Here is a 19159-nt window from a genome sequence, read left to right as displayed (position 1 = left end):
CCAGCAAAGCCGTTGAATTCTTCACTCTTCGTTCTTCACTCTTCACTTAAAACTCCTACTCTGCCGACATATCCGCTACTATCTGCCTGTACATGGAATAGATTCTAGTACGGCTGATGTAACCCTTCAGTACGCCTGCCACATCAACCACAGGCAGTTGGGCGGTATCGGTTTTATCAAATTTCTGCATCACCTCGTCCATACTGTCATGTTCGGTAAGAACTGCAGAAGGCTGCATCATCAGCTGACGCACGGTGAAATGCTGATACAATTCGGTGCGGAAGATGATGTGGCGAATCTTCGTAATATCTATTACTCCCAACAGCACACCCGCCTGATCCAAAACAGGCAGAAAGTTGTTGTTACTGCGACTTATCTCACTCACCAGCTTGCTCATCGGCAGATCCGGACCTACCGGATGATAATCTTTCTCAATGACATCCTGCATGCCCAGCAGGGTGAGCGCAGCCTTGTCAATATGGTGGGTGAGCAGCTTGCCCTCTCTAGCCAGACGCAGGGCGTAGATGCTGTGACTCTCGAAGATGCTGATGGTGAGCAGCGAAGAGATGCACACTATCATCAGCGGCATGAAGAGCTGGTAGCCGCCCGTGAGTTCGGCGATGAGGAAGATGCCCGTAAGCGGGGCATGCATCACGCCCGTAATGAGGCCCGCCATACCCATCAGTGTAAAGTTCTGCTCAGGAACATAGACACCTACCTGATTCACATTCCAGAGACGCGCAAAGAGGAAACCGGCAAAACCTCCGATAATGAGCGAAGGAGCAAAGGTACCACCGCATCCGCCACTACCATTGGTGGCCGAGGTGGCAAAAACCTTGGTAAAGGTTACCAAGGCGATGTAGAGGATGAGCAGCTGGTTGTGCCCGTAGAAGAGCGAACGGCTCATCACCTGCCCCCAGTCTTCCACATTCTGTCCCTTCAGCAGCACGTTGACAGCCGAATATCCCTCGCCATAGAGCGAAGGGAAGAGGAAGATGAGCGAACTCAGAATCAGTCCACCAAAGAGCAGCTTTACGTATGGATAAGGCGAAAGCTTGGCAAAGAAGCCCTCGCATGCCGACATGGTGCGCATGAAATAAAGGCTCACCAAACCGCAAAAGATGCCCAATAACAAGCAGGCAGGCACGCGGTCGAGCGCCCACGGACTGGTAAGCGTAAAATCGAAAAGGCTCTTGGATCCCATCAGGATGTAGGTAAAGCAAGTAGCTGTTACACAACTGATAAGGATAGGCAGCAAGGAAGCCATGCTCAAGTCTACCATCAGCACTTCAAGCGTAAACACGAGTCCGGCAATAGGCGCCTTAAAGATTCCAGCAATGGCTGCAGAGGCGCCACAGCCCACCAGCAGAATCATGGTTTTCTTGTCCATGCGGAAAATTTGCCCCAGGTTTGACCCGATGGCCGAACCCGTGAGCACAATAGGAGCCTCGGCTCCCACGGAACCACCGAAACCGATGGTGATACCTGATGCCACCACCGATGACCAGCAGTTGTGGGCCTTGAGCTTGGAATTTTTGGTAGAGATGGCGTAAAGCACACGGGTGATACCGTGGGAAATATTATCTCTGACCACATATTTAATAAAGAGCATGGTGAGGTAAATGCCCACAATCGGGAAGAGCAGGAAGAGCAGGTTGTAGGTGCTCTGGTTGAATCCCGAAGTGAGCAGCAGCTGTATTTCGTGCACGATGCCGTGCAGGAAATATCCTGCCACCGACGCCAGAAGGCCGATGATAAAAGCCAGGATAAGGGTCATCTGGCGGTCAGAAATATGTTTTTTCTGCCAATCCACCATCTTACTGACCCATCCCTCTTTCTGCTCGTTGTAATCTAGAATTTCTTCATCCATCTTTTTTACATTGATTTAGAATTCCGATGTGAAATGGAACTTGATGTGTTCAAAATCCTGCTGCGCCATGCTCAACACGTAGCCCGAATCGGCAAGAAAGACATCGCGCCCCTCAATATCCTTGGCCATGTACTGGTACTTGCGCTTCTTGAAGCTCTCGAGTTCCTTCTCGTCATCTGCCTCTATCCAGCAAGCCTTGTGAAGATGCACGGGCTCCCAGCGGCACTTGGCGTTGTACTCGTTCTCCAGGCGGTACTGGATAACCTCGAACTGCAGCTGACCAACCGTGCCCACGATGCGGCGGCCGTTGAACTGGTTGACGAAGAGCTGCGCCACACCCTCGTTCATGAGCTGCTCCAATCCCTTTTGGAACTGCTTGCTCTTCATCGGGTCATCATTCTCGATGTACTTGAAAAGGAGTGGAGAGAAGCTTGGCAAACCGCGAAAATGCATCTTCTCTCCCTCCGTCAACGTATCTCCTATCTTGAAAATACCGTTGTCTGGCAAACCTACAATATCACCCGGATAAGCCTCGTCAATGGTACTCTTGCGCTGTGCCATGAACTGGGTAGGCGAAGAGAAACGCACGTTCTTATCCAAGCGCACGTGGTAATATGGCTGATTTCTCACAAACTTGCCCGAGCATATCTTACAGAAAGCGATGCAGGAGCGGTGGTTTGGATCAATATTGGCTGTAATCTTGAAGATGAAACCACTGAACTTAGGTTCTTCAGGCTTCACCAGTCGCTCCTCTGCCTGGGTGGGTCTAGGAGATGGAGCAATATGAACAAAACAGTCGAGGAGTTCCTGAACACCAAAATTGTTCAGTGCCGAACCGAAGAACACAGGTGCTACCTCGGCCGAACGGTAGGTTTCTTCCTCAAACTCAGGGTAAACACCATCTACCAGTTCTAGTTCCTCACGCAGTTGTGCAGCCTCACGTTCACCAACCCGCTCGTCGAGTTCTGAACTTTGGATGTCTACCTCTACCTTCTCGGTAACTCGCTGTTTGTTAGGGGTAAAGAGATTCAGCTGATGCTCGTAGATGTTGTAAACGCCCTTGAAACGGGCGCCCTGACCGATAGGCCAGCTCAGCGGGCGAACCTTGATTTTGAGCTCTGCTTCCAACTCGTCGAGCACATCAAACGGGTCGCGTCCCTCACGGTCCATCTTGTTGATGAAGATGATTACCGGGGTATTTCTCATGCGGCACACCTCCATGAGTTTGCGGGTCTGTGCCTCCACACCCTTGGCAGAGTCAACCACGATGATGGCTGAATCTACGGCTGTAAGTGTGCGGTAGGTATCCTCGCAGAAGTCCTGGTGACCTGGAGTATCCAGGATATTCACCTTATAAGGTTCTCCCTCCTGTCCGGCAGGGAGATAATCAAATTCCATTACAGATGTAGATACCGAGATACCACGCTGTTTCTCAATATCCATCCAGTCAGAAGTCGCAGTTTTGCGAATCTTGTTATTTTTTACGGCACCTGCCACCTGAATCTGTCCACCGAAAAGCAGAAACTTCTCGGTCAATGTTGTCTTACCAGCATCCGGGTGAGAGATAATAGCAAATGTTCTTCTTCTTTCTATTTCGTTCATCCTGTTGTATATATATAATAATGTATATTCTTAAAAAGTAATCACTAATAACTAATCCCTACATGTCGTCATCATCAAACTTGAGTCCCTCGGTTCGGTCTTTGATGTAATAATCGCTGAGCAGACCAATGAAGACGGTAATCTCCTTGATGGCCCTTTCGGTTTCGGGCGTAATTTCCTTCTTCTGCAGGCGCAGCATCATCACACCATAGAGGGCATCGAGGCAGGTTTCAATCTCGTTGAGATCCTTGTCGCCCCGCTGGCGCAGCTCTACGATGAAAGGCAGCACCTTGTAATATTCGGCATTGTAGATAGGAAACTTGGTGCTCTGCAGCAGCATGCCGTGCAGGTCAATGACGTCCTTGAGTATCACCTTATTAATATTAAGGTGTCCTCCCTCGCGCTTTCCCTCCTCGTTCATCATGCGAATCAGGTTGCCAAACCAGTCGAGTTCTTCCTCGCGCTGCTCAGGTGTAAAGTCGAACCGGTCTACATAATTTTTCTTGATGACAGGCAGCGAGCATCCGTAAGCTCGGATGATGTCCTCAATCTGCCACATATATAATAAGTATTCTGCGATACTTTTCTTTCTTAATTCTTGTGCTACAAACATAAACTTTGAACTGTTAACTTTTGAACTTTATGCTTTGCCTTCTTCTGATTGAAGGGGTGTTTAAAGACCTGTTTAAGGACTTTTAAAATTCCGGCAGATGATACAGATTGAAAATCGTGCCGAAGAGAGCGATGATGGAGAAGATGATGACCACGCTGCCTATTACCTTATTGATTATGACGATGCCGTTGGTATCAAACTTGTTCCTTATCTTGTCGACGAGCCAGGTGAGTCCGAACCACCACAGCAGGGCTCCGAAGACGATGCTGAGATACCCTACTCCCATTTCTACCGGCATATCCGGTACGACGAAAGCAAACTGCGCGAAGGTGGCCATGAAGAGGAACACGATGAGCGGATTGGAGAGTGTTACGAGGAACGCCGTGATGCCGTTGTGCATCAGGGTACCCTGCTTGTTGCTCGACTTGTGCATGTTCTTCATCGGGTCGCTTTTGAAGCAGTAGATTCCGAACACGAGGAGCATCAGACTGCCGAAAATCTGAAGATAGAACTTGTTCTCGGAGTTGCTCACAAAATCCATCACAAAACTCATGCCCAAGCCTGTAAACAGAGCATATACAATGTCGCTGCATGCGGCACCCACACCTGTTACAAACCCATACCAGCGACCCTTGTTGAGTGTACGCTGGATGCAAAGGATGCCTACCGGCCCCATAGGGGCTGAGGCAAGAACACCGATGACAATTCCTTTGAATATGAAGTCAAGGATGTTTATCTCAATTGGAAATGCTAAATTCATCTTAGTATCGTTACAATTTCTAACAGTCGGCAAAGTTACAAAATTTCGGGCACAAAGCACAATTTTTTCGCCTAAAAGTTCATTTTATATCCGTTTTTTATATTTTCGGGCACGGATTACACGGATTATGCGGATGTTCTGCATGAATATAAACAGGATTTAGGGCAACAGAGAAACTTCGGACAGCAAATCGTCTGGCAGAAAAAAAAAAAAAAAAATTAAAATTTTTTATATTTAAAAATAAACGAGATTCAAAAGTTTTCAGTATCTTTGCCGAGAAATAAAATAATTCTAACTAATTTTAAATAATTAACATGACAGATAATACACTTAAACCGTACGTAATAGGCCTTGACCTCGGCGGTACAAATTCAGTTTTCGGCATCGTAGATGCTCGCGGAGAGATCAAAGCAACAACTGCCATCAAGACAGGCGGTTACAAAAAGGTTGAAGACTATGTGAAGGCAGCCGTAGAAGCTCTCCAGCCTATCATTGATACGGTAGGCGGCATTGACAAGATTAAGGCAATGGGTATCGGTGCGCCAAACGCAAACTATTATAATGGAACCATTGAATTCGCTCCAAATCTTCCTTGGGCACACGACGGAGTGGTACCATTGGCCAACTTGTTCAGCAAAGCCCTCGGCGGCTTGCCTGTAGGTATGACCAATGATGCCAACGCTGCTGCGCTCGGCGAGATGACATACGGTGTAGCAAGAGGCATGAAAAACTTCATCGACGTTACGCTCGGTACAGGCGTTGGCTCTGGTATCGTCATCAACGGACAGATGGTTTACGGCTGCGACGGATTCGCAGGCGAATTGGGTCACGTTACCATGGTACGTGGCAAAGAGGGTCGTATCTGCGGATGCGGCCGTACAGGATGTCTCGAAGCTTACTGCTCTGCCACTGGTGTGGCTCGCACAGCACGCGAGTTCCTCGAGAAGAGCGATGAACCTTCATTGCTCCGCGAGATGAACCCTGAGGATATTACATCTTATGATGTGAGCGTTGCTGCAGGCAAGGGCGACAAGCTGGCACTGCGTGTATACGAGTTTACCGGCAAGATGCTCGGTGAGGCTTGTGCTGATTTCGCAGCCTTCTCTTCACCAGAGGCTTTCGTCTTCTTCGGTGGTCTGACCAAGGCTGGCGACCTCATCATGAAACCTATCCAGAAGGCTTATGATGAGCACGTGCTCCGCACCTTCAAGGGTAAGGCTAAATTCCTTGTTTCTACCCTTGATGGTAGTTCTGCTGCCGTACTCGGTGCGAGTGCTGTGGCTTGGGATATGTAAATATTTTTAAAGATTAAGAAGGTTATTAGAGACCTTTCCTTTATTGGGAAAGGTACTCTTTCAGGTTAGATTCCACTCGTGAAACTCGTGAGAGGATTGTAGCGAGAATTAAAATTGTTAATTGTAAAAGCCTGGCACTCGAGAGAGCGTCAGGCTTTGCTTCTTCTTATCATAAAACAAAAAACCTCAACAACCACCATGCGGTCATGGTGGTCATTAAGGTCATTGGTCATTAAGGTCATTAAGCTTTTTCCAACCAGTTTTTCACCATCTTCTTGCCGTCTGGCGTCAGCACGCTTTCCGGATGAAACTGGATACCATGAATATCATAGTTCTTATGCTTCAGACCCATGATGCAACCATCATCACTTACTGCCGTAACGTCCAAGCAGTCAGGGAATCCCGAGCGGTCTACCACCCAAGAGTGGTATCTGCCAATCTCTATGCGCTTGTCCAACCCGTCGAAAATAACATCGTTGCCAAACTGGGTGCAAGGGGTTGCCACTCCATGATACACCTCAGAAAGATTGGTAAGCTTGGCTCCAAACGCCTCGCCTATGGCCTGATGACCCAGACATACGCCCAGCATCGGCTTGCGGCCTGCATACTTGCGGATAACATCCATCAGCAGTCCCGCCTCCGACGGAATGCCCGGACCCGGACTCAGAATGATCTTGTCGAAGCGCTCCAGCTCCGGCAACAGGAACTGGTCGTTGCGGAACACCGTAACATCAGCTCCCAACTCCTTTACCAGATGGGCAAGATTATAGGTAAAGGAATCGTAATTATCTATGATTACTACTTTCATCTTTTGTTATTTATTATTGATTATTGAGTACAATCAGCGAGAAATAATCACTAATCACTAATAATTAATCACTATTACAATTCTTCAGCAATGTGAATCGCCTTGGTCAGCGCACCGAGCTTGTTGTTACACTCTTCTAGCTCATACTCATCATTGCTCTTTGCCACTACTCCACTACCCGCCTGGAACCAGAGTTCGCCGTTTCGGCTGATGAAGGTACGTATCACGATGGCCTGATTCAGGTCGCCGTTCAGACCTATGAAGCCGATACAGCCTCCGTAGGCACCGCGGTTGTGAGGCTCCAGCTCTGATATAATCTGCATCGCTCTCACCTTAGGCGCACCGCTCAGCGTGCCGGCAGGGAAGGTATCAATAAACTCCTTGATGTGGTCGGCATGCTCATCCAACTCTCCGCTCACACGGCTCACAAGATGGATAACATGACTGTAGAACTGCATATCCTTGTAGAAATCGACCTTCACCCCATGACAGTTGCGGCTCAGATCATTGCGTGCCAGATCTACCAGCATCACGTGCTCGGCATTCTCCTTCGGGTCGTTGCGCAGGAATTCGGCAGCCTTGCGGTCCTGCTCCATATCTCCTGTGCGTCGGGTGGTTCCGGCAATCGGGTCGATGAACGCCTTATTGCCCACAATGCGGTTATGGGTTTCAGGCGAAGAACCGAAGATGCGGAAACCGCCGAAGTCGAAATAGAAGAGGTAAGGCGAAGGGTTGATGCTGCGCAACGCACGGTAGAGTTTGAAATCATCGCCCTCATATTTCTGTACGAAGCGGCGACTCACCACAATCTGGAATACATCTCCGCGCAGGCAGTGCTGTATGCATCGGCGTATGTTTGCCTTGTGCTCCTCATCGGTGAGAGTAGAAAAGGTTTCGCCCACAGGGTGGAAATCATAAGGCTTCACATTTGCCTTGTTCACCGCCTTAAGCAGTTCGTCGAGCTCGGTAAGTGAAGCATCTCTTCCCTCCTCTGAGCCGAATTCCTCGCTCAGCGCAATGAGTTCCATGATGTTATTGAAATGGTCGAAGACGATGATGTCCTTATACATGATGTAATAGATGTCGGGCGCATCATTCTTCTCCATGGTGGTATCCTTAACAGGGATGTTCTCAAAATATCTCACCGCATTGAAGGTGGTGAATCCATAGAGTCCGCAGAACTCCTTGCTCTCGCCCTCTACATGGAAGGAAGAGATGAAGTCGTTGATACTCTTTGAGATGGCGAGTTTGCACTCCTCACCCTGACCGGCACCGAAGGCCGGAAGCTGCTCTTTCTCTACTCTTCCGTCGGGATAGGTCTTGATGACCTCACCATGACTCACGGCGATGCTTGCCAGCGGATGCACACCGATGAAGGAGCGCGAATTCTCGGAGCCATGATAGTCGGAACTCTCCATCAGAGCCGACTGCGGATAAATATCTCTCAGTCGCATGTAGACTCCCACCGGCGTATAGAGGTCGGCGAGAATCTTGCGGGTAACTGTCTTGTAACTAAACTTTGCCATTTTAAAAATTAAATCTTTGCTATTAGAAGTTTCCGTACTCTCCTGCCATTTCCTTATGGCTCAAATACGTTTCTACATCCTTGTCGCCACGGCCTGATACGGTGAGCACCACCACATCATCCTTCTTGAACTTCATCTTCTTCAGGGCTGCCACGGCGTGCGCACTCTCAATAGCCGGAATGATGCCCTCCATGCGGGTGAGCTCGTAACCGGCGTAGATGGCCTCATCATCCTTAATGGCGAGCACATGACTCCTGCCCGATGTGGCAAGGTCGGCGTGCATAGGGCCGATGCCCGGATAGTCGAGACCGGCACTGATGGTAAAGGCTTCCTCTATCTGTCCGTCCTCGGTCTGCATCACGAGGGTACGGGCTCCGTGGATGATGCCTTCTGTGCCACAGTGCATGGTGGCAGCGGTATAGTCGGTATCTATTCCGTGTCCGGCAGCCTCAGCCAGATATATCTTCACGCGGTCATCATCAATGTAGTGGTAGATGGTTCCGGCAGCGTTGCTTCCGCCACCCACACAGGCGATGAGGTAATCAGGATAGTTGCGGCCTATCTTCTCCTCAAGCTGCCATTTCAGTTCTTCAGAGATTACGCTCTGCATCTTGGCAACAATGTCTGGATAAGGGTGCGGACCCATGGTAGAACCTACAATGTAGAAGGTATCCTGTGGGTGGCAGCACCAGTCGCGTATGGCCTCAGAGCAGGCATCGCTCAGCGTCATGTTGCCGGTGCGCACAGGGTTCACCTTGGCTCCCAGCATCTTCATACGCTCTACGTTGGTATGCTGGCGTTCCACATCGGTGGCACCCATGAAAATCTCACACTTCATGTTCATCAGGGCGCATACCGTAGCGGTAGCCACACCGTGCTGTCCGGCTCCGGTTTCGGCAATGATGCGGGTCTTGCCCATCTTCTTGGCCATGAGAATCTGACCGATGGTGTTGTTAATTTTGTGTGCACCGGTATGGTTCAGGTCCTCGCGCTTCAGATAGAGCTGGCATCCGTACTTCTCGCTCATGCGCTTGGCATAATAAAGAGGTGAAGGGCGGCCCACATAATCTTTGAGCAGCGCACGGTATTCCTTCTTGAACTCCTCGCTCTCAATGATTGGCTTGTAAGCCTGCTGCAACTCGGTTACACATTTATATAATATCTCAGGAACATAAGCTCCTCCGAATTTTCCAAAAAATCCTTTTTCGTCAACTTGATACATAATACTTAGTTTATAATTTATTATTTATAGTTTATAGAGCAAGCCTGCTATACAGCGAAGCCGCTGTTAACTATCAACTACTTTTCGAGGCACTCAAAAAGCCCCTCTAAAGCCTTATCCGGATCACCGGTTTCATTGAGCAGGGTTACAAACTTACTGCCAATGATGGCTCCCGCTGCATTATCCTGAGCACTGGTAAGCGTCTGCTTGTTGCTGATGCCGAAACCAATCATGCGTGGGTTGCGCAGATTCATGCCATTGATGTGGTTGAAATAAGCCAACTTGGCATCGCCGAAACTGCTCTGGGCGCCCGTGATGCTCGCGGAGCTGACCATGTAGATGAAACCATCGGTAAGCTCATCGATGAAACGGATGCGCTCCTCGCTGGTTTCAGGGGTAATCATCATGATGACACGGATGTCATACTTGTCGGCTATGGGTTTTACCACCTTCAGATAATCATCAAAGGGAAGGTCTGGGATGATGGTGCCGCTCACTCCGCTCTCTACGCAGCTCTTGAAGAAAGCCTCAATGCCGTAGTGCATGATAGGGTTCAGATAACCCATCAGCACGAGTGGAAGCTGCACTTCATCCTTGATTTCCTTCAACTGAGCGAAGAGTTTCTTCACCGTCATTCCGTTCTTCAGAGCCACGGTTCCGGCACTCTGGATAACAGGACCATCAGCCAACGGATCACTGAAAGGGATTCCTACCTCAATCATATCTATCCCCTTGCGCTCCATCGCCTTAATTACATCACCGGTACCTTCCAAAGTTGGACATCCGGCGCAGAAATACAAGCTCAAAAGCTTGCGGTCTTTATTGTGTGCAAATAATGCATTTATCTTATTCATTTTTTTACTTTTTTATTTTTTTACCTTTTTACTTTTTTACCTTTAAAAGGAATTCCTTGAGTTTCTCTACATCCTTCAGTCCCGGTTCTATCTCAAACTTGGAGTTGAGGTCGATTCCTACGCATCGGGGATGATGGAAAGACAGGATGCGGGAAGCATCTTCCGGACCGATGCCGCCACTCAACAGGAATGGAACATCGCCATCATATTCATCCAGTACCTGCCAGTCAAACTGCTGACCACTTCCGCCCACCGTCTTACATTTGGTGTCGAAAAGGAAGTAGTCAACAGCGCCTACATACTCCTTATATTTCTGAATGTCCCCGGCATTGGAAACACTAATGGCTTTGATTATCTTCATATTCCCCTTTGCTGCACGCAGCTGCTCACACAGTTCCCTGCTCTCATTTCCATGCATCTGCACCGCATTCAGAGAGAATGAATGAATCTTATCCAACATATTGGAAATGGAATCATTCACGAAGACTCCCACTCGGCACACATTGCGGTCAGCATCAGAGCGAGCCAGCACATGACTGGCATACCGTGGAGACTTAGGATAAAAGATAAATCCCATCATATCAACGCCGAGTTGCGCAACCTGCTTTACATTATCAGGTTCACGCATTCCACAAACCTTTACTAACATTTTCTTTATTGTTTCAACTGCTTAATAAACTCTTGAAGCGCCACGCCCGGGTCTGCCTGTTTCATGAACTGTTCGCCCATCAGGAAACCTCTGAAGCCGCCTTCTTCTCTCAACCGGAGAACCGTCTGCGGGTTGGAGATGCCACTCTCGCTCACCCTGCACACATCCTTCGGAAGTTTCTCTGCCAATCTGAAGCTGTTCTCCACATCCGTAAAGAAGGTTCCAAGATTTCGGTTGTTGATGCCATACATATCCGGTTCCAGTTCAGCATACTCGAAGTCGCGCTCATTATGCATCTCGAGCAGTACCTCCATGCCCAGCTGGTGTGCCATGTTCATGAGTTGCTTACACTCCTCCTTGGTCAGGCAGGCCGCAATGAGCAGAACGGCAGAAGCTCCGCAGTATCTCGCCTGCAGCAGCTGGTATTCCTCTACCACGAAGTTCTTATATAAGATAGGTAGGGTAACGCCCACATGGCGCGCCTCCTGAATATACTCATCATATCCTCCAAAGTAATCAATGTCGGTGAGGATGCTGAGCGCCGAGGCTCCGTTCTGCTGGTAGGCGAGCGGGATGATGCTCGGCTTACCTTCCTGTTTGATCCAGCCCTTGGAAGGCGATTTGCGCTTGAATTCAGCGATGATTCCCGTCTCCGAGTTCATCAGTGCCTCCTTCATGCTTCCGCCCGGCACCCGTCCCCCATCCTCCTGCATCTTCTGCTCGGTGAGGGTTATCATCTGCCGTGGCTGGATAAAGCGCTTGCGCTGCTCAATCTCTATTCTTTTATGAGCCACAATTTCCTCTAAAATATCAGCCATTTTTTTCGTTTTTTTATTTAAGATAAAGACTTGGGAGACCAGCGATGGAATCGCTGGGAACGGGGGTACAAAGGGGTTAAGGCTCTTTTTACCTTTTTACCCTTTTACCTTTAACTGTTGATCTCTACGAATTTCTTGAAGGTAGCGAGTGCCTTACCCGAGTCAATGCTCTCTCTTGCTATCTCCACACATTCCTCTATGCTCTTCTGTCCCTTCTCCATTACCTGGATGCCGAAGGCTGCATTGGCGAGAACGATGTTCTTCTGGGCTGGGAGGGCACGGTTTTCAAGCACTGCATCAAAGATGTCCTTAGCCTCTTCCTCGGTTGCTCCGCCTCGCACCTCTTCCGGTTTGGCTATCTCGAAACCGAGATCCTGAGGCTTGAAGATCTTCTCATAATTGTTGGTGGTTACCTTGAAGTCGCTGGTGAGTGAAATTTCATCATATCCGTCGATGCTGTTCACAATGCCGTAGTCGATGCCCAACTTCTGGTAAACCTGGTTGTAGAGGCGCATCTGGTCGAGATTGGCTACCCCCAGCAACTGGCACTTAGGCTGACTAGGATTTACAAGAGGACCTAACAGGTTGAACACGGTAGGAAACTGCAAAGCCTTGCGGACAGGACCTACAAACTTCATTGCCTTGGCGAAGAGCTGAGCATGAAGATAAACGATGCCTGCCTCGTTGATGCTGCGGTTCAGCTTGTCTATATCATCGGTAAACTGAACACCGTGGTTCTTGATGACGTTGCTGGCACCGCTCACCGAAGTAGCCGCATAGTTGCCGTGCTTTGCCACCTTGTAACCCGCACCCGCAATGACGAAGCAGGAAGTAGTAGAAATGTTAAAGGTATTCTTGCGGTCGCCACCGGTTCCCACCACGTCAATGTAGCGGTCGCAATCCAGGATGGCTGGCACGCCTGTGGCAAGAATTCCGTCACGGAAACCGAGCAGTTCATCTACCGTTACGCCTCTCATCTGCAAACCGGTGAGCAAGGCTGTAATCTGTTCCTCAGGAAATTCACTCTTGGTGATTCCTACAATGATGTCTCGGGTTTCCTCACGAGAAAGTTCCTCGTGGTTCAACATTCTGTTCAAAATGTCCTTCATTTCCATAGTTAATATCTCCTATATTTTTTATTTTTATTTTTCGTTGTAAAAGAAAAGGGGCCTGTCGTAAGTTACGGCAGGCCCCTAGTATATTATGTTGTTCACATCCACATACGGCGTCTCGACTCACGACTTTTGGAATCTTGAGTTACGCCACCACCATGATGTAGATACGAATGTATTCATATTGCTTTTTCTTTTAATTGTTTGTTACTACCAAAAACGAGGCGTTTCTTTCTTTTTAACAAAAAGATTCTCCTTCGTTCTTCATTTCTACTGCAAAAGTACAGTTTTTCTTTTAAACTACAAACTTTTTGTCGAGAAATTTTAAGATTTAACACTATTTTATCATCCAGCGCCCCTTTTTCTCCACTTTCGTCTCACGTTTTCTCCACTATACCTTATTATATATAGGGAGAAAGAAAAAGAAAAAAAATCGCCTGAATGTAATAAATTTCCCAATACGCCGTTATTTATTTAGAGAACAGGTTACGGAAAGAGGAAAACTCATCCTCAAGACATGCCCGTTCTGAAATCAACAAATAACAAGAAGTATTATTCAAATTTAAAGATTCACGCCTATGAAGCAAGTATTTACACCAAAGAAAATGAGACCTTCGGCTCAGACCATCTACTTCATCAAGCAGATAGCCTACTCCTATCATACCATGGTGCAAAATGGGAAGCTAAAGGTGTGCTATCCTAACTAAAAGAAGAAGAAAGATGAAAACAATGGTATCCCCTTCATTGCTCTCAGCCAACTTCATTGACCTGAAGAGTGATATAGAGATGATTAACAAGAGTGAGGCCGACTGGCTCCACCTCGATGTGATGGATGGTGTCTTCGTGCCCAACATCTCGTTCGGCTTCCCTGTAATAGAAGCCGTGAGCAAGGTGTGCACCAAGCCCCTCGATGTTCACTTCATGATTCAGCACCCGGAAAATTACATTGAGCAGACTGCCAAGCTCGGTGCCATGATGATGAACGTGCACTACGAGGCCTGCACCCATCTGCACCGCACCATCCAGCAGATTCATGCAGCAGGCATGAAGGCAGGAGTTACCCTCAACCCTTCTACCCCGGTATGTGTGCTGGAAGACATCATCTGCGATGTAGACATGGTACTTTTGATGAGCGTTAACCCAGGCTTCGGCGGACAGAAATTCATCGAGAACACCATCAAGAAGATAGGCCGTCTGCGCCAGCTCATCAAAGAGAGCGGAAGCCAGGCACTCATCGAGGTAGATGGCGGCGTGCAGGCAGAAACTGCTCCAAGACTGGTAAAAGCCGGAGTAGACGTGCTGGTAAGCGGAAGTTATGTATTCAAGAGCACAGACCCTTATGCTACCATCCATGCCTTGAAAGAACTCCACTAATCAAGATTCAGATAGATATTGTGCTCCTTAGCCATCTTGCGGAGGTTAAGGAGCGCATAACGCATTCTTCCCAGACTCGTATTGATACTCACATTGGTACACTCGGCTATATCCTTGAAAGACATCTGCTGATAAAAACGCATATAAACCACTTCGCGTTGTGGAGCCGGCAGAAAGTCTACCAGTTTCTTCACATCACGGAGCACCTGTTTGCGTACCATCTCCTGCTCAGCACAGTCTGCCTGAAAATCTTCGCCGCGCAGACAGGAAAGATCATTATCGTTCCCCTGTTCTACCATGCGGAACACACACTGACTGCGATAACCGTCGATGATGACATTATGCGCTATGCGCATTAACCACGAAATAAATTTGCCCGAACTGGAATACTGGCCAGCATGTAAACGACTGATTGCCTTTACGAATGTCTCCTGGAAGATATCATTCGCCAGATCCTCATCGTGAACCACGAAAAGGATATAAGAGAAAAGTTTCACCTCGTTGCGGGAAAGCAACAGGTCAAAGGCTCTGTTGTCGCCCCCGACATAAGCCAGGGCCAACTCTTCGTCTGTCATTTCATTGAGTTTACTCATTTTCTTAATTTTATTTTATTCATTAAGTAAATGTCTATCTAATAGGCTACCCAGTATTTATTGCGTTAATAATGTTAATTATCGTTGCAAAGGTAACATTTTATTTTCAAAACACCAAACATTTTTCCAAAAACATTTAATTTTAACATTACCAGCACCTGTTTTACAAATAAAATTCGTATCTTTGCAGCGATGTGTTAAACGTAAGACCCGACAAACGAATAAAACAGATCAATACAAACGAATTCATAAATACAAATAATCATAAAACTAGAACAAAGACAATGAAGAAATTCTTTAAGACCTTACTCGTTGCTCTGCTTCTCATCCCATCCTGCGCTTGGGCCGACGGATGGAACGATGCTGAATATCAGCGCATTGAACAGAGCATACAGTTGCCAGGCATCAAGCAGGCAGCTAAGAAGTATGCTATTTCTGCCTATGGAGCCAAGCAGAACGCTTCGGCTGCACAGAACCAGAAGGCTATCAACAAGCTCATCGCCCTCGTTTCTAAAAAAGGTGGCGGTACTGTAGTTATCCCGAAAGGTACCTGGCGCACAGGAGCCATTGAGATGAAGAGTTTCGTTGACCTCCACCTCGAAGAAGGAGCCGTACTGCAGTTTGCCTTCGAACCGAAACTCTATCCGCTGGTACGCACCTCATGGGAGGGCATCGCATGCTGGAACTATTCTCCATGCATCTATGCCTACAAGGTTACCGACATCGCCATCACTGGTAAAGGTACCATCGATGGAGGTGGTAACAACGATACATGGTGGCCAATGAACGGTAATGCCAGATTCGGATATAAGGAGGGCGTAACCAAGGAACACCAGAAGATGGGATCACGTGCCAGACTGCTGAAGATGGCTGAAGACGGTGTGCCTTTTGACGAACGCAAGTTCGGCATGGGACAGGGGCTCCGCCCTCAGCTCGTCAACTTCGTACGCTCTGAGCGCATCCTCATCAAGGATGTCAAGATGATCAATTCACCTTTCTGGGTGATGCACCCTCTGCTCTGCAAGAACATCACAGTAGACGGCGTAACCGTATGGAACGAAGGACCTAACGGAGACGGATGCGACCCTGAAGCATGCGAGAATGTACTCATACAGAACTGTATCTTCCACACCGGCGACGACTGCATCGCCATCAAGAGCGGACGAAACAACGACGGTCGTCTCTGGAACCAACCATCCAGAAACATCATCATCCGCAACTGCCGGATGGAAGACGGACATGGTGGCGTAGTCATCGGTTCCGAGATTTCAGGCGGATGCGAGAATGTATACGCCGAAAACTGCGAGATGGACTCTCCTCATCTGGAGCGCATCCTCCGCATCAAGACCAACAACTGCCGCGGCGGACTCATCCAGAACATCCACATGCGCAAGGTTACCGTAGGCCAATGCAAGGAAGCCGTGCTCAAAATCAACCTCGACTATGAGCCAAAAGAGGCTTGCTACCGCGGATTTGAACCTACTGTGCGCAACGTGAGCATGGAAGATGTTACCTGCCAGAAGAGCAACTACGGTGTGCTCATCATCGGTGGAAACAAAATAGAAAACGTATACAATATCCATGTAAAGAACTGTAAGTTCGATGGTGTCATCAAGCAGCCTGTCAAGATGACCGGCAAGACCCGCGATGTGAAGTTCGACAACCTCATCATCAACGGCTCCCTGGTTCTCAACAAGGAAGACCGTCCTTACCAGACCTATTCAGAGTGGCTCACCCACAGCGAGATGCAGCGCACTCCCCACCCATACAACCTCGACTTCAGCCCGAAGAAACCTCGCTGGAGCTACGTGATGGGCATTGAGATGGAAGGTATGCTCGACACCTACCTCCACTACAAAGACGGAAAGAGCACCTTCAAGGGAGCTGATGCCGAAGCCAACAACGAGGCTATTATCAACTACCTGAAAGAATATCCAGCCAAGATGATTGACGAAAAAGGAAACATCACAGGCTACCAATATGAGGATTTCAACCTCGACAATGTGCGCACAGCGAAGTTCATCCTCCGCATGCACAACCTCTTCCCTAGCAAGAGCAGCGAACTGGCACTGAAGACTCTCTTCAAACAGCTTCAGAACCAGCCTCGCACCAAGGAAGGCGTTTACTGGCACAAGGCTATCTACGCCAACCAGGTATGGCTCGATGGTATCTTCATGGGGCTGCCTTTCTACTGCAACTACGCCGTACAGAACCTCAAGCCTAAGAAGGCGAAGAAGATTCTCGACGATGCGGTAGACCAGATTGTGAAGACCGACCTTCGTACCTACGATGAGAAGACCCAGCTCTGGAAGCATGCATGGGACGAGACCCACAGCCAGTTCTGGGCAAACAAGGAAGACGGAAAGAGCCAGCATACCTGGGCAAGAGCCCTCGGATGGTACGTCATGGCGATGACCGAATGCCTTGATGCCATGCCTGAAGATTATGCTCGCCGCGGCGAAATCATCACCTTATTAAATAAGGCAATGAAGAGCGTGGTGAAATATCAGGATAAGAAGACGGGTGTATGGTACGATGTGATGGACGTAAAGGATCCTCGCAACTACCTCGAGAGCACCGCTTCAAGCATGTTTGCCTATGTTCTCCTCAAGGGTTACCGCAAGGGATACCTCGGCAAGGAATATCAGGAAGCAGGTATCAAGGCTTATGAGGGAATCCTGAACAACTTCATCCAGGTAAATCCTGACAAGACCATCTGCCTTACACGCTGCTGTGCTGTCAGCGGACTCGGCCCTGGCCCTGGTCCATACGTCAAGAAGCCAAACTTCAAGCGCGATGGAAGCTTCGACTATTACATGAGCGAGCCTATCCGCGACAATGATGCCAAGGGCGTAGGTCCTTTCATCTGGGCTAGTCTGGAAATGGAAATGCAGGGACTGAATAAGTAAAACTTAGTTTACAGTTTACAGTTTATAGTTTACAGCGGCTTCGCCGTATAGCAAGATTGCCCTATAAACTATTAACTATAATGTAAACTGAATTTAAAACTATTAATTGAATTCTCACCGATGGAAAAGAAAATATTCACAACAAAGGAGGGTGTGTCATAAGTCCATGACACACCCTCCTTTTGTTTTATATGTATATACAATCTGTTACTTTACATACTTCTTACCGTTCTTGATAACAATACCCTTGGCAGAAGAAGAAACCTCCTGACCAGCCATGTTATAGGTCTTACCATCCTTCTTGGCTGCAGCAGCGTTTACTGAAGAAATGCCGGTAGATGTACCAGGAACAAACTTAACACCATGCAAAGCAATATCTGCACCAGATTCTTTATCACCCGCTTTAACACCAGTGAATACTACTGTATATTTCTTAGCAGCATCCAATTCAAGAGATGCAACTGCAGTAACATTAGGCTCAGAAGAAGCACTAATCTCAACAGCAGCGCTACCATCATTTGGAGTAGCAACAACATATAAATCGCGAGTGTCAGATGAACTTGTCGTTGCACCATAAGCAGTAAGACTTGTCAAACCAGTTACATAAATACTGAAAGCCTTAGCATCGTTGTTCTTCTTTAGATCAAGACCAGGCTGCTTATATATCTCTTCTTCACCAGTCTCCGGATTAATACTACCAGTCTTAGTTGTTGCGGTCTTTCCACTACCTTCAGCAATCCAGCCCTCAGCAATACCAGCAGTAACATTCTCCTGATTTGTAATAAACACGGTAGTCTTTTCAAAAGACTTAAAAGTCTGAGCATTAACACTAGCAGCCAAAGCTACGGCTGCAATAAGAGTAAAGAATTTCTTCATAATCGTTTTATTTTAAGTTTATATATTATTAATTAGTTGCTGAATAACTTTATTTTAGTTTGATTCATTTGCTAGTTTATTTCGGTGGCAAAAATAATAAATCATTTTGAGAATCTCAGAAAAATACGAACCAAAATGAGCTAAAACTACGAAAACGATTACGTAGCTTTTACAACAAAATTGAAACAAAAAGTTCTTAAATAGAAATAATAAGTGTATTTTTGCACCAACAAACTTAAAATATAAACTGAAAATAAAAATTATAATAAGTATAACAA

17 protein-coding genes are annotated in these 19159 nt (G+C 47.6%); 4 read left to right on the top strand and 13 right to left on the bottom strand.

Translation table 11 applies throughout. The features are described from left to right. Positions 1–55 precede the first annotated feature (55 nt). From NNC77_RS00545 to NNC77_RS00530, 4 genes are all read right to left on the bottom strand, one after another. Positions 56–1816 (bottom strand): chloride channel protein, encoded by a 1761-nt coding sequence (locus NNC77_RS00545; RefSeq protein WP_234564327.1) that lies wholly within the window; start codon positions 1814–1816, stop codon positions 56–58. Between the two features lie 69 nt (positions 1817–1885). After that, entirely contained in the window at positions 1886–3472 is a 1587-nt protein-coding gene (locus tag NNC77_RS00540) for a peptide chain release factor 3 (RefSeq protein ID WP_234564313.1), read from the bottom strand. 58 nt (positions 3473–3530) lie between these two features. Continuing rightward, positions 3531–4085, bottom strand: coding sequence for a DUF4924 family protein (locus NNC77_RS00535; protein WP_006846332.1), 555 nt, complete (start codon positions 4083–4085; stop codon positions 3531–3533). Between the two features lie 82 nt (positions 4086–4167). Then, positions 4168–4845 (bottom strand): LysE family translocator, encoded by a 678-nt coding sequence (locus NNC77_RS00530; protein WP_118253816.1) that lies wholly within the window; start codon positions 4843–4845, stop codon positions 4168–4170. 314 nt (positions 4846–5159) lie between these two features. Here NNC77_RS00530 and NNC77_RS00525 point away from each other — a divergent pair, with 314 nt between their 5' ends. Continuing rightward, positions 5160–6140, top strand: a complete 981-nt coding sequence (locus tag NNC77_RS00525) for an ROK family protein (RefSeq protein ID WP_234564312.1) — start codon at positions 5160–5162, stop codon at positions 6138–6140. Between the two features lie 241 nt (positions 6141–6381). On the opposite strand, the gene NNC77_RS00520 is transcribed toward NNC77_RS00525, so the two are convergent. The 7 genes from NNC77_RS00520 to trpD form a co-directional block, all read right to left on the bottom strand. Beyond that, positions 6382–6948, bottom strand: a complete 567-nt coding sequence (locus NNC77_RS00520; protein ID WP_234564311.1) for an anthranilate synthase component II — start codon at positions 6946–6948, stop codon at positions 6382–6384. Positions 6949–7022: 74 nt separating this feature from the next. Then, positions 7023–8474, bottom strand: coding sequence for an anthranilate synthase component I family protein (locus NNC77_RS00515; protein ID WP_254969583.1), 1452 nt, complete (start codon positions 8472–8474; stop codon positions 7023–7025). A 22-nt stretch (positions 8475–8496) separates the two neighbouring features. After that, positions 8497–9696: a tryptophan synthase subunit beta gene (trpB, locus tag NNC77_RS00510; protein ID WP_118253820.1), complete on the bottom strand. Its 1200-nt coding sequence runs from the start codon at positions 9694–9696 to the stop codon at positions 8497–8499. Between the two features lie 77 nt (positions 9697–9773). Next, positions 9774–10550 (bottom strand): tryptophan synthase subunit alpha, encoded by a 777-nt coding sequence (gene trpA, locus NNC77_RS00505; RefSeq protein WP_234564309.1) that lies wholly within the window; start codon positions 10548–10550, stop codon positions 9774–9776. Between the two features lie 28 nt (positions 10551–10578). Then, positions 10579–11199, bottom strand: a complete 621-nt coding sequence (locus NNC77_RS00500; protein WP_234564308.1) for a phosphoribosylanthranilate isomerase — start codon at positions 11197–11199, stop codon at positions 10579–10581. Positions 11200–11204: 5 nt separating this feature from the next. After that, entirely contained in the window at positions 11205–12017 is an 813-nt protein-coding gene (gene trpC / locus NNC77_RS00495) for an indole-3-glycerol phosphate synthase TrpC (protein WP_234564307.1), read from the bottom strand. Between the two features lie 110 nt (positions 12018–12127). Continuing rightward, complete coding sequence (gene trpD, locus NNC77_RS00490) at positions 12128–13132, bottom strand: anthranilate phosphoribosyltransferase (RefSeq protein WP_234564306.1); 1005 nt, start codon at positions 13130–13132, stop codon at positions 12128–12130. Positions 13133–13707: 575 nt separating this feature from the next. Here trpD and NNC77_RS00485 point away from each other — a divergent pair. Then, complete coding sequence (locus NNC77_RS00485) at positions 13708–13836, top strand: hypothetical protein (protein WP_022120798.1); 129 nt, start codon at positions 13708–13710, stop codon at positions 13834–13836. 13 nt (positions 13837–13849) lie between these two features. Continuing rightward, a complete protein-coding gene (rpe, locus tag NNC77_RS00480; protein WP_117727141.1) occupies positions 13850–14503 on the top strand; it encodes a ribulose-phosphate 3-epimerase in 654 nt (217 codons plus the stop codon). Here the strand turns inward: rpe and NNC77_RS00475 are convergent. After that, a complete protein-coding gene (locus NNC77_RS00475) occupies positions 14500–15096 on the bottom strand; it encodes a sigma-70 family RNA polymerase sigma factor (RefSeq protein ID WP_022120800.1) in 597 nt (198 codons plus the stop codon). The two genes, rpe and NNC77_RS00475, sit on opposite strands and share 4 nt — an antisense overlap. A 284-nt stretch (positions 15097–15380) precedes the next feature. Between NNC77_RS00475 and NNC77_RS00470 the strand changes: the two genes are divergently transcribed. Beyond that, positions 15381–18005 carry a glycoside hydrolase family 88 protein gene (locus NNC77_RS00470; RefSeq protein ID WP_254969582.1) on the top strand — a complete coding sequence of 875 codons (2625 nt, stop codon included), beginning with the start codon at positions 15381–15383 and terminating at the stop codon, positions 18003–18005. A 207-nt stretch (positions 18006–18212) separates the two neighbouring features. Here the strand turns inward: NNC77_RS00470 and NNC77_RS00465 are convergent, their stop codons facing one another. Continuing rightward, positions 18213–18881 (bottom strand): hypothetical protein, encoded by a 669-nt coding sequence (locus tag NNC77_RS00465; RefSeq protein ID WP_254969580.1) that lies wholly within the window; start codon positions 18879–18881, stop codon positions 18213–18215. Positions 18882–19159: the final 278 nt, after the last annotated feature.

Origin of the sequence: Segatella copri (assembly GCF_024330485.1) — a bacterium.
Classification (GTDB): Bacteria; Bacteroidota; Bacteroidia; order Bacteroidales; family Bacteroidaceae; genus Prevotella; species Prevotella copri_L.
This window is presented reverse-complemented; position numbering and strand designations above follow the sequence as displayed.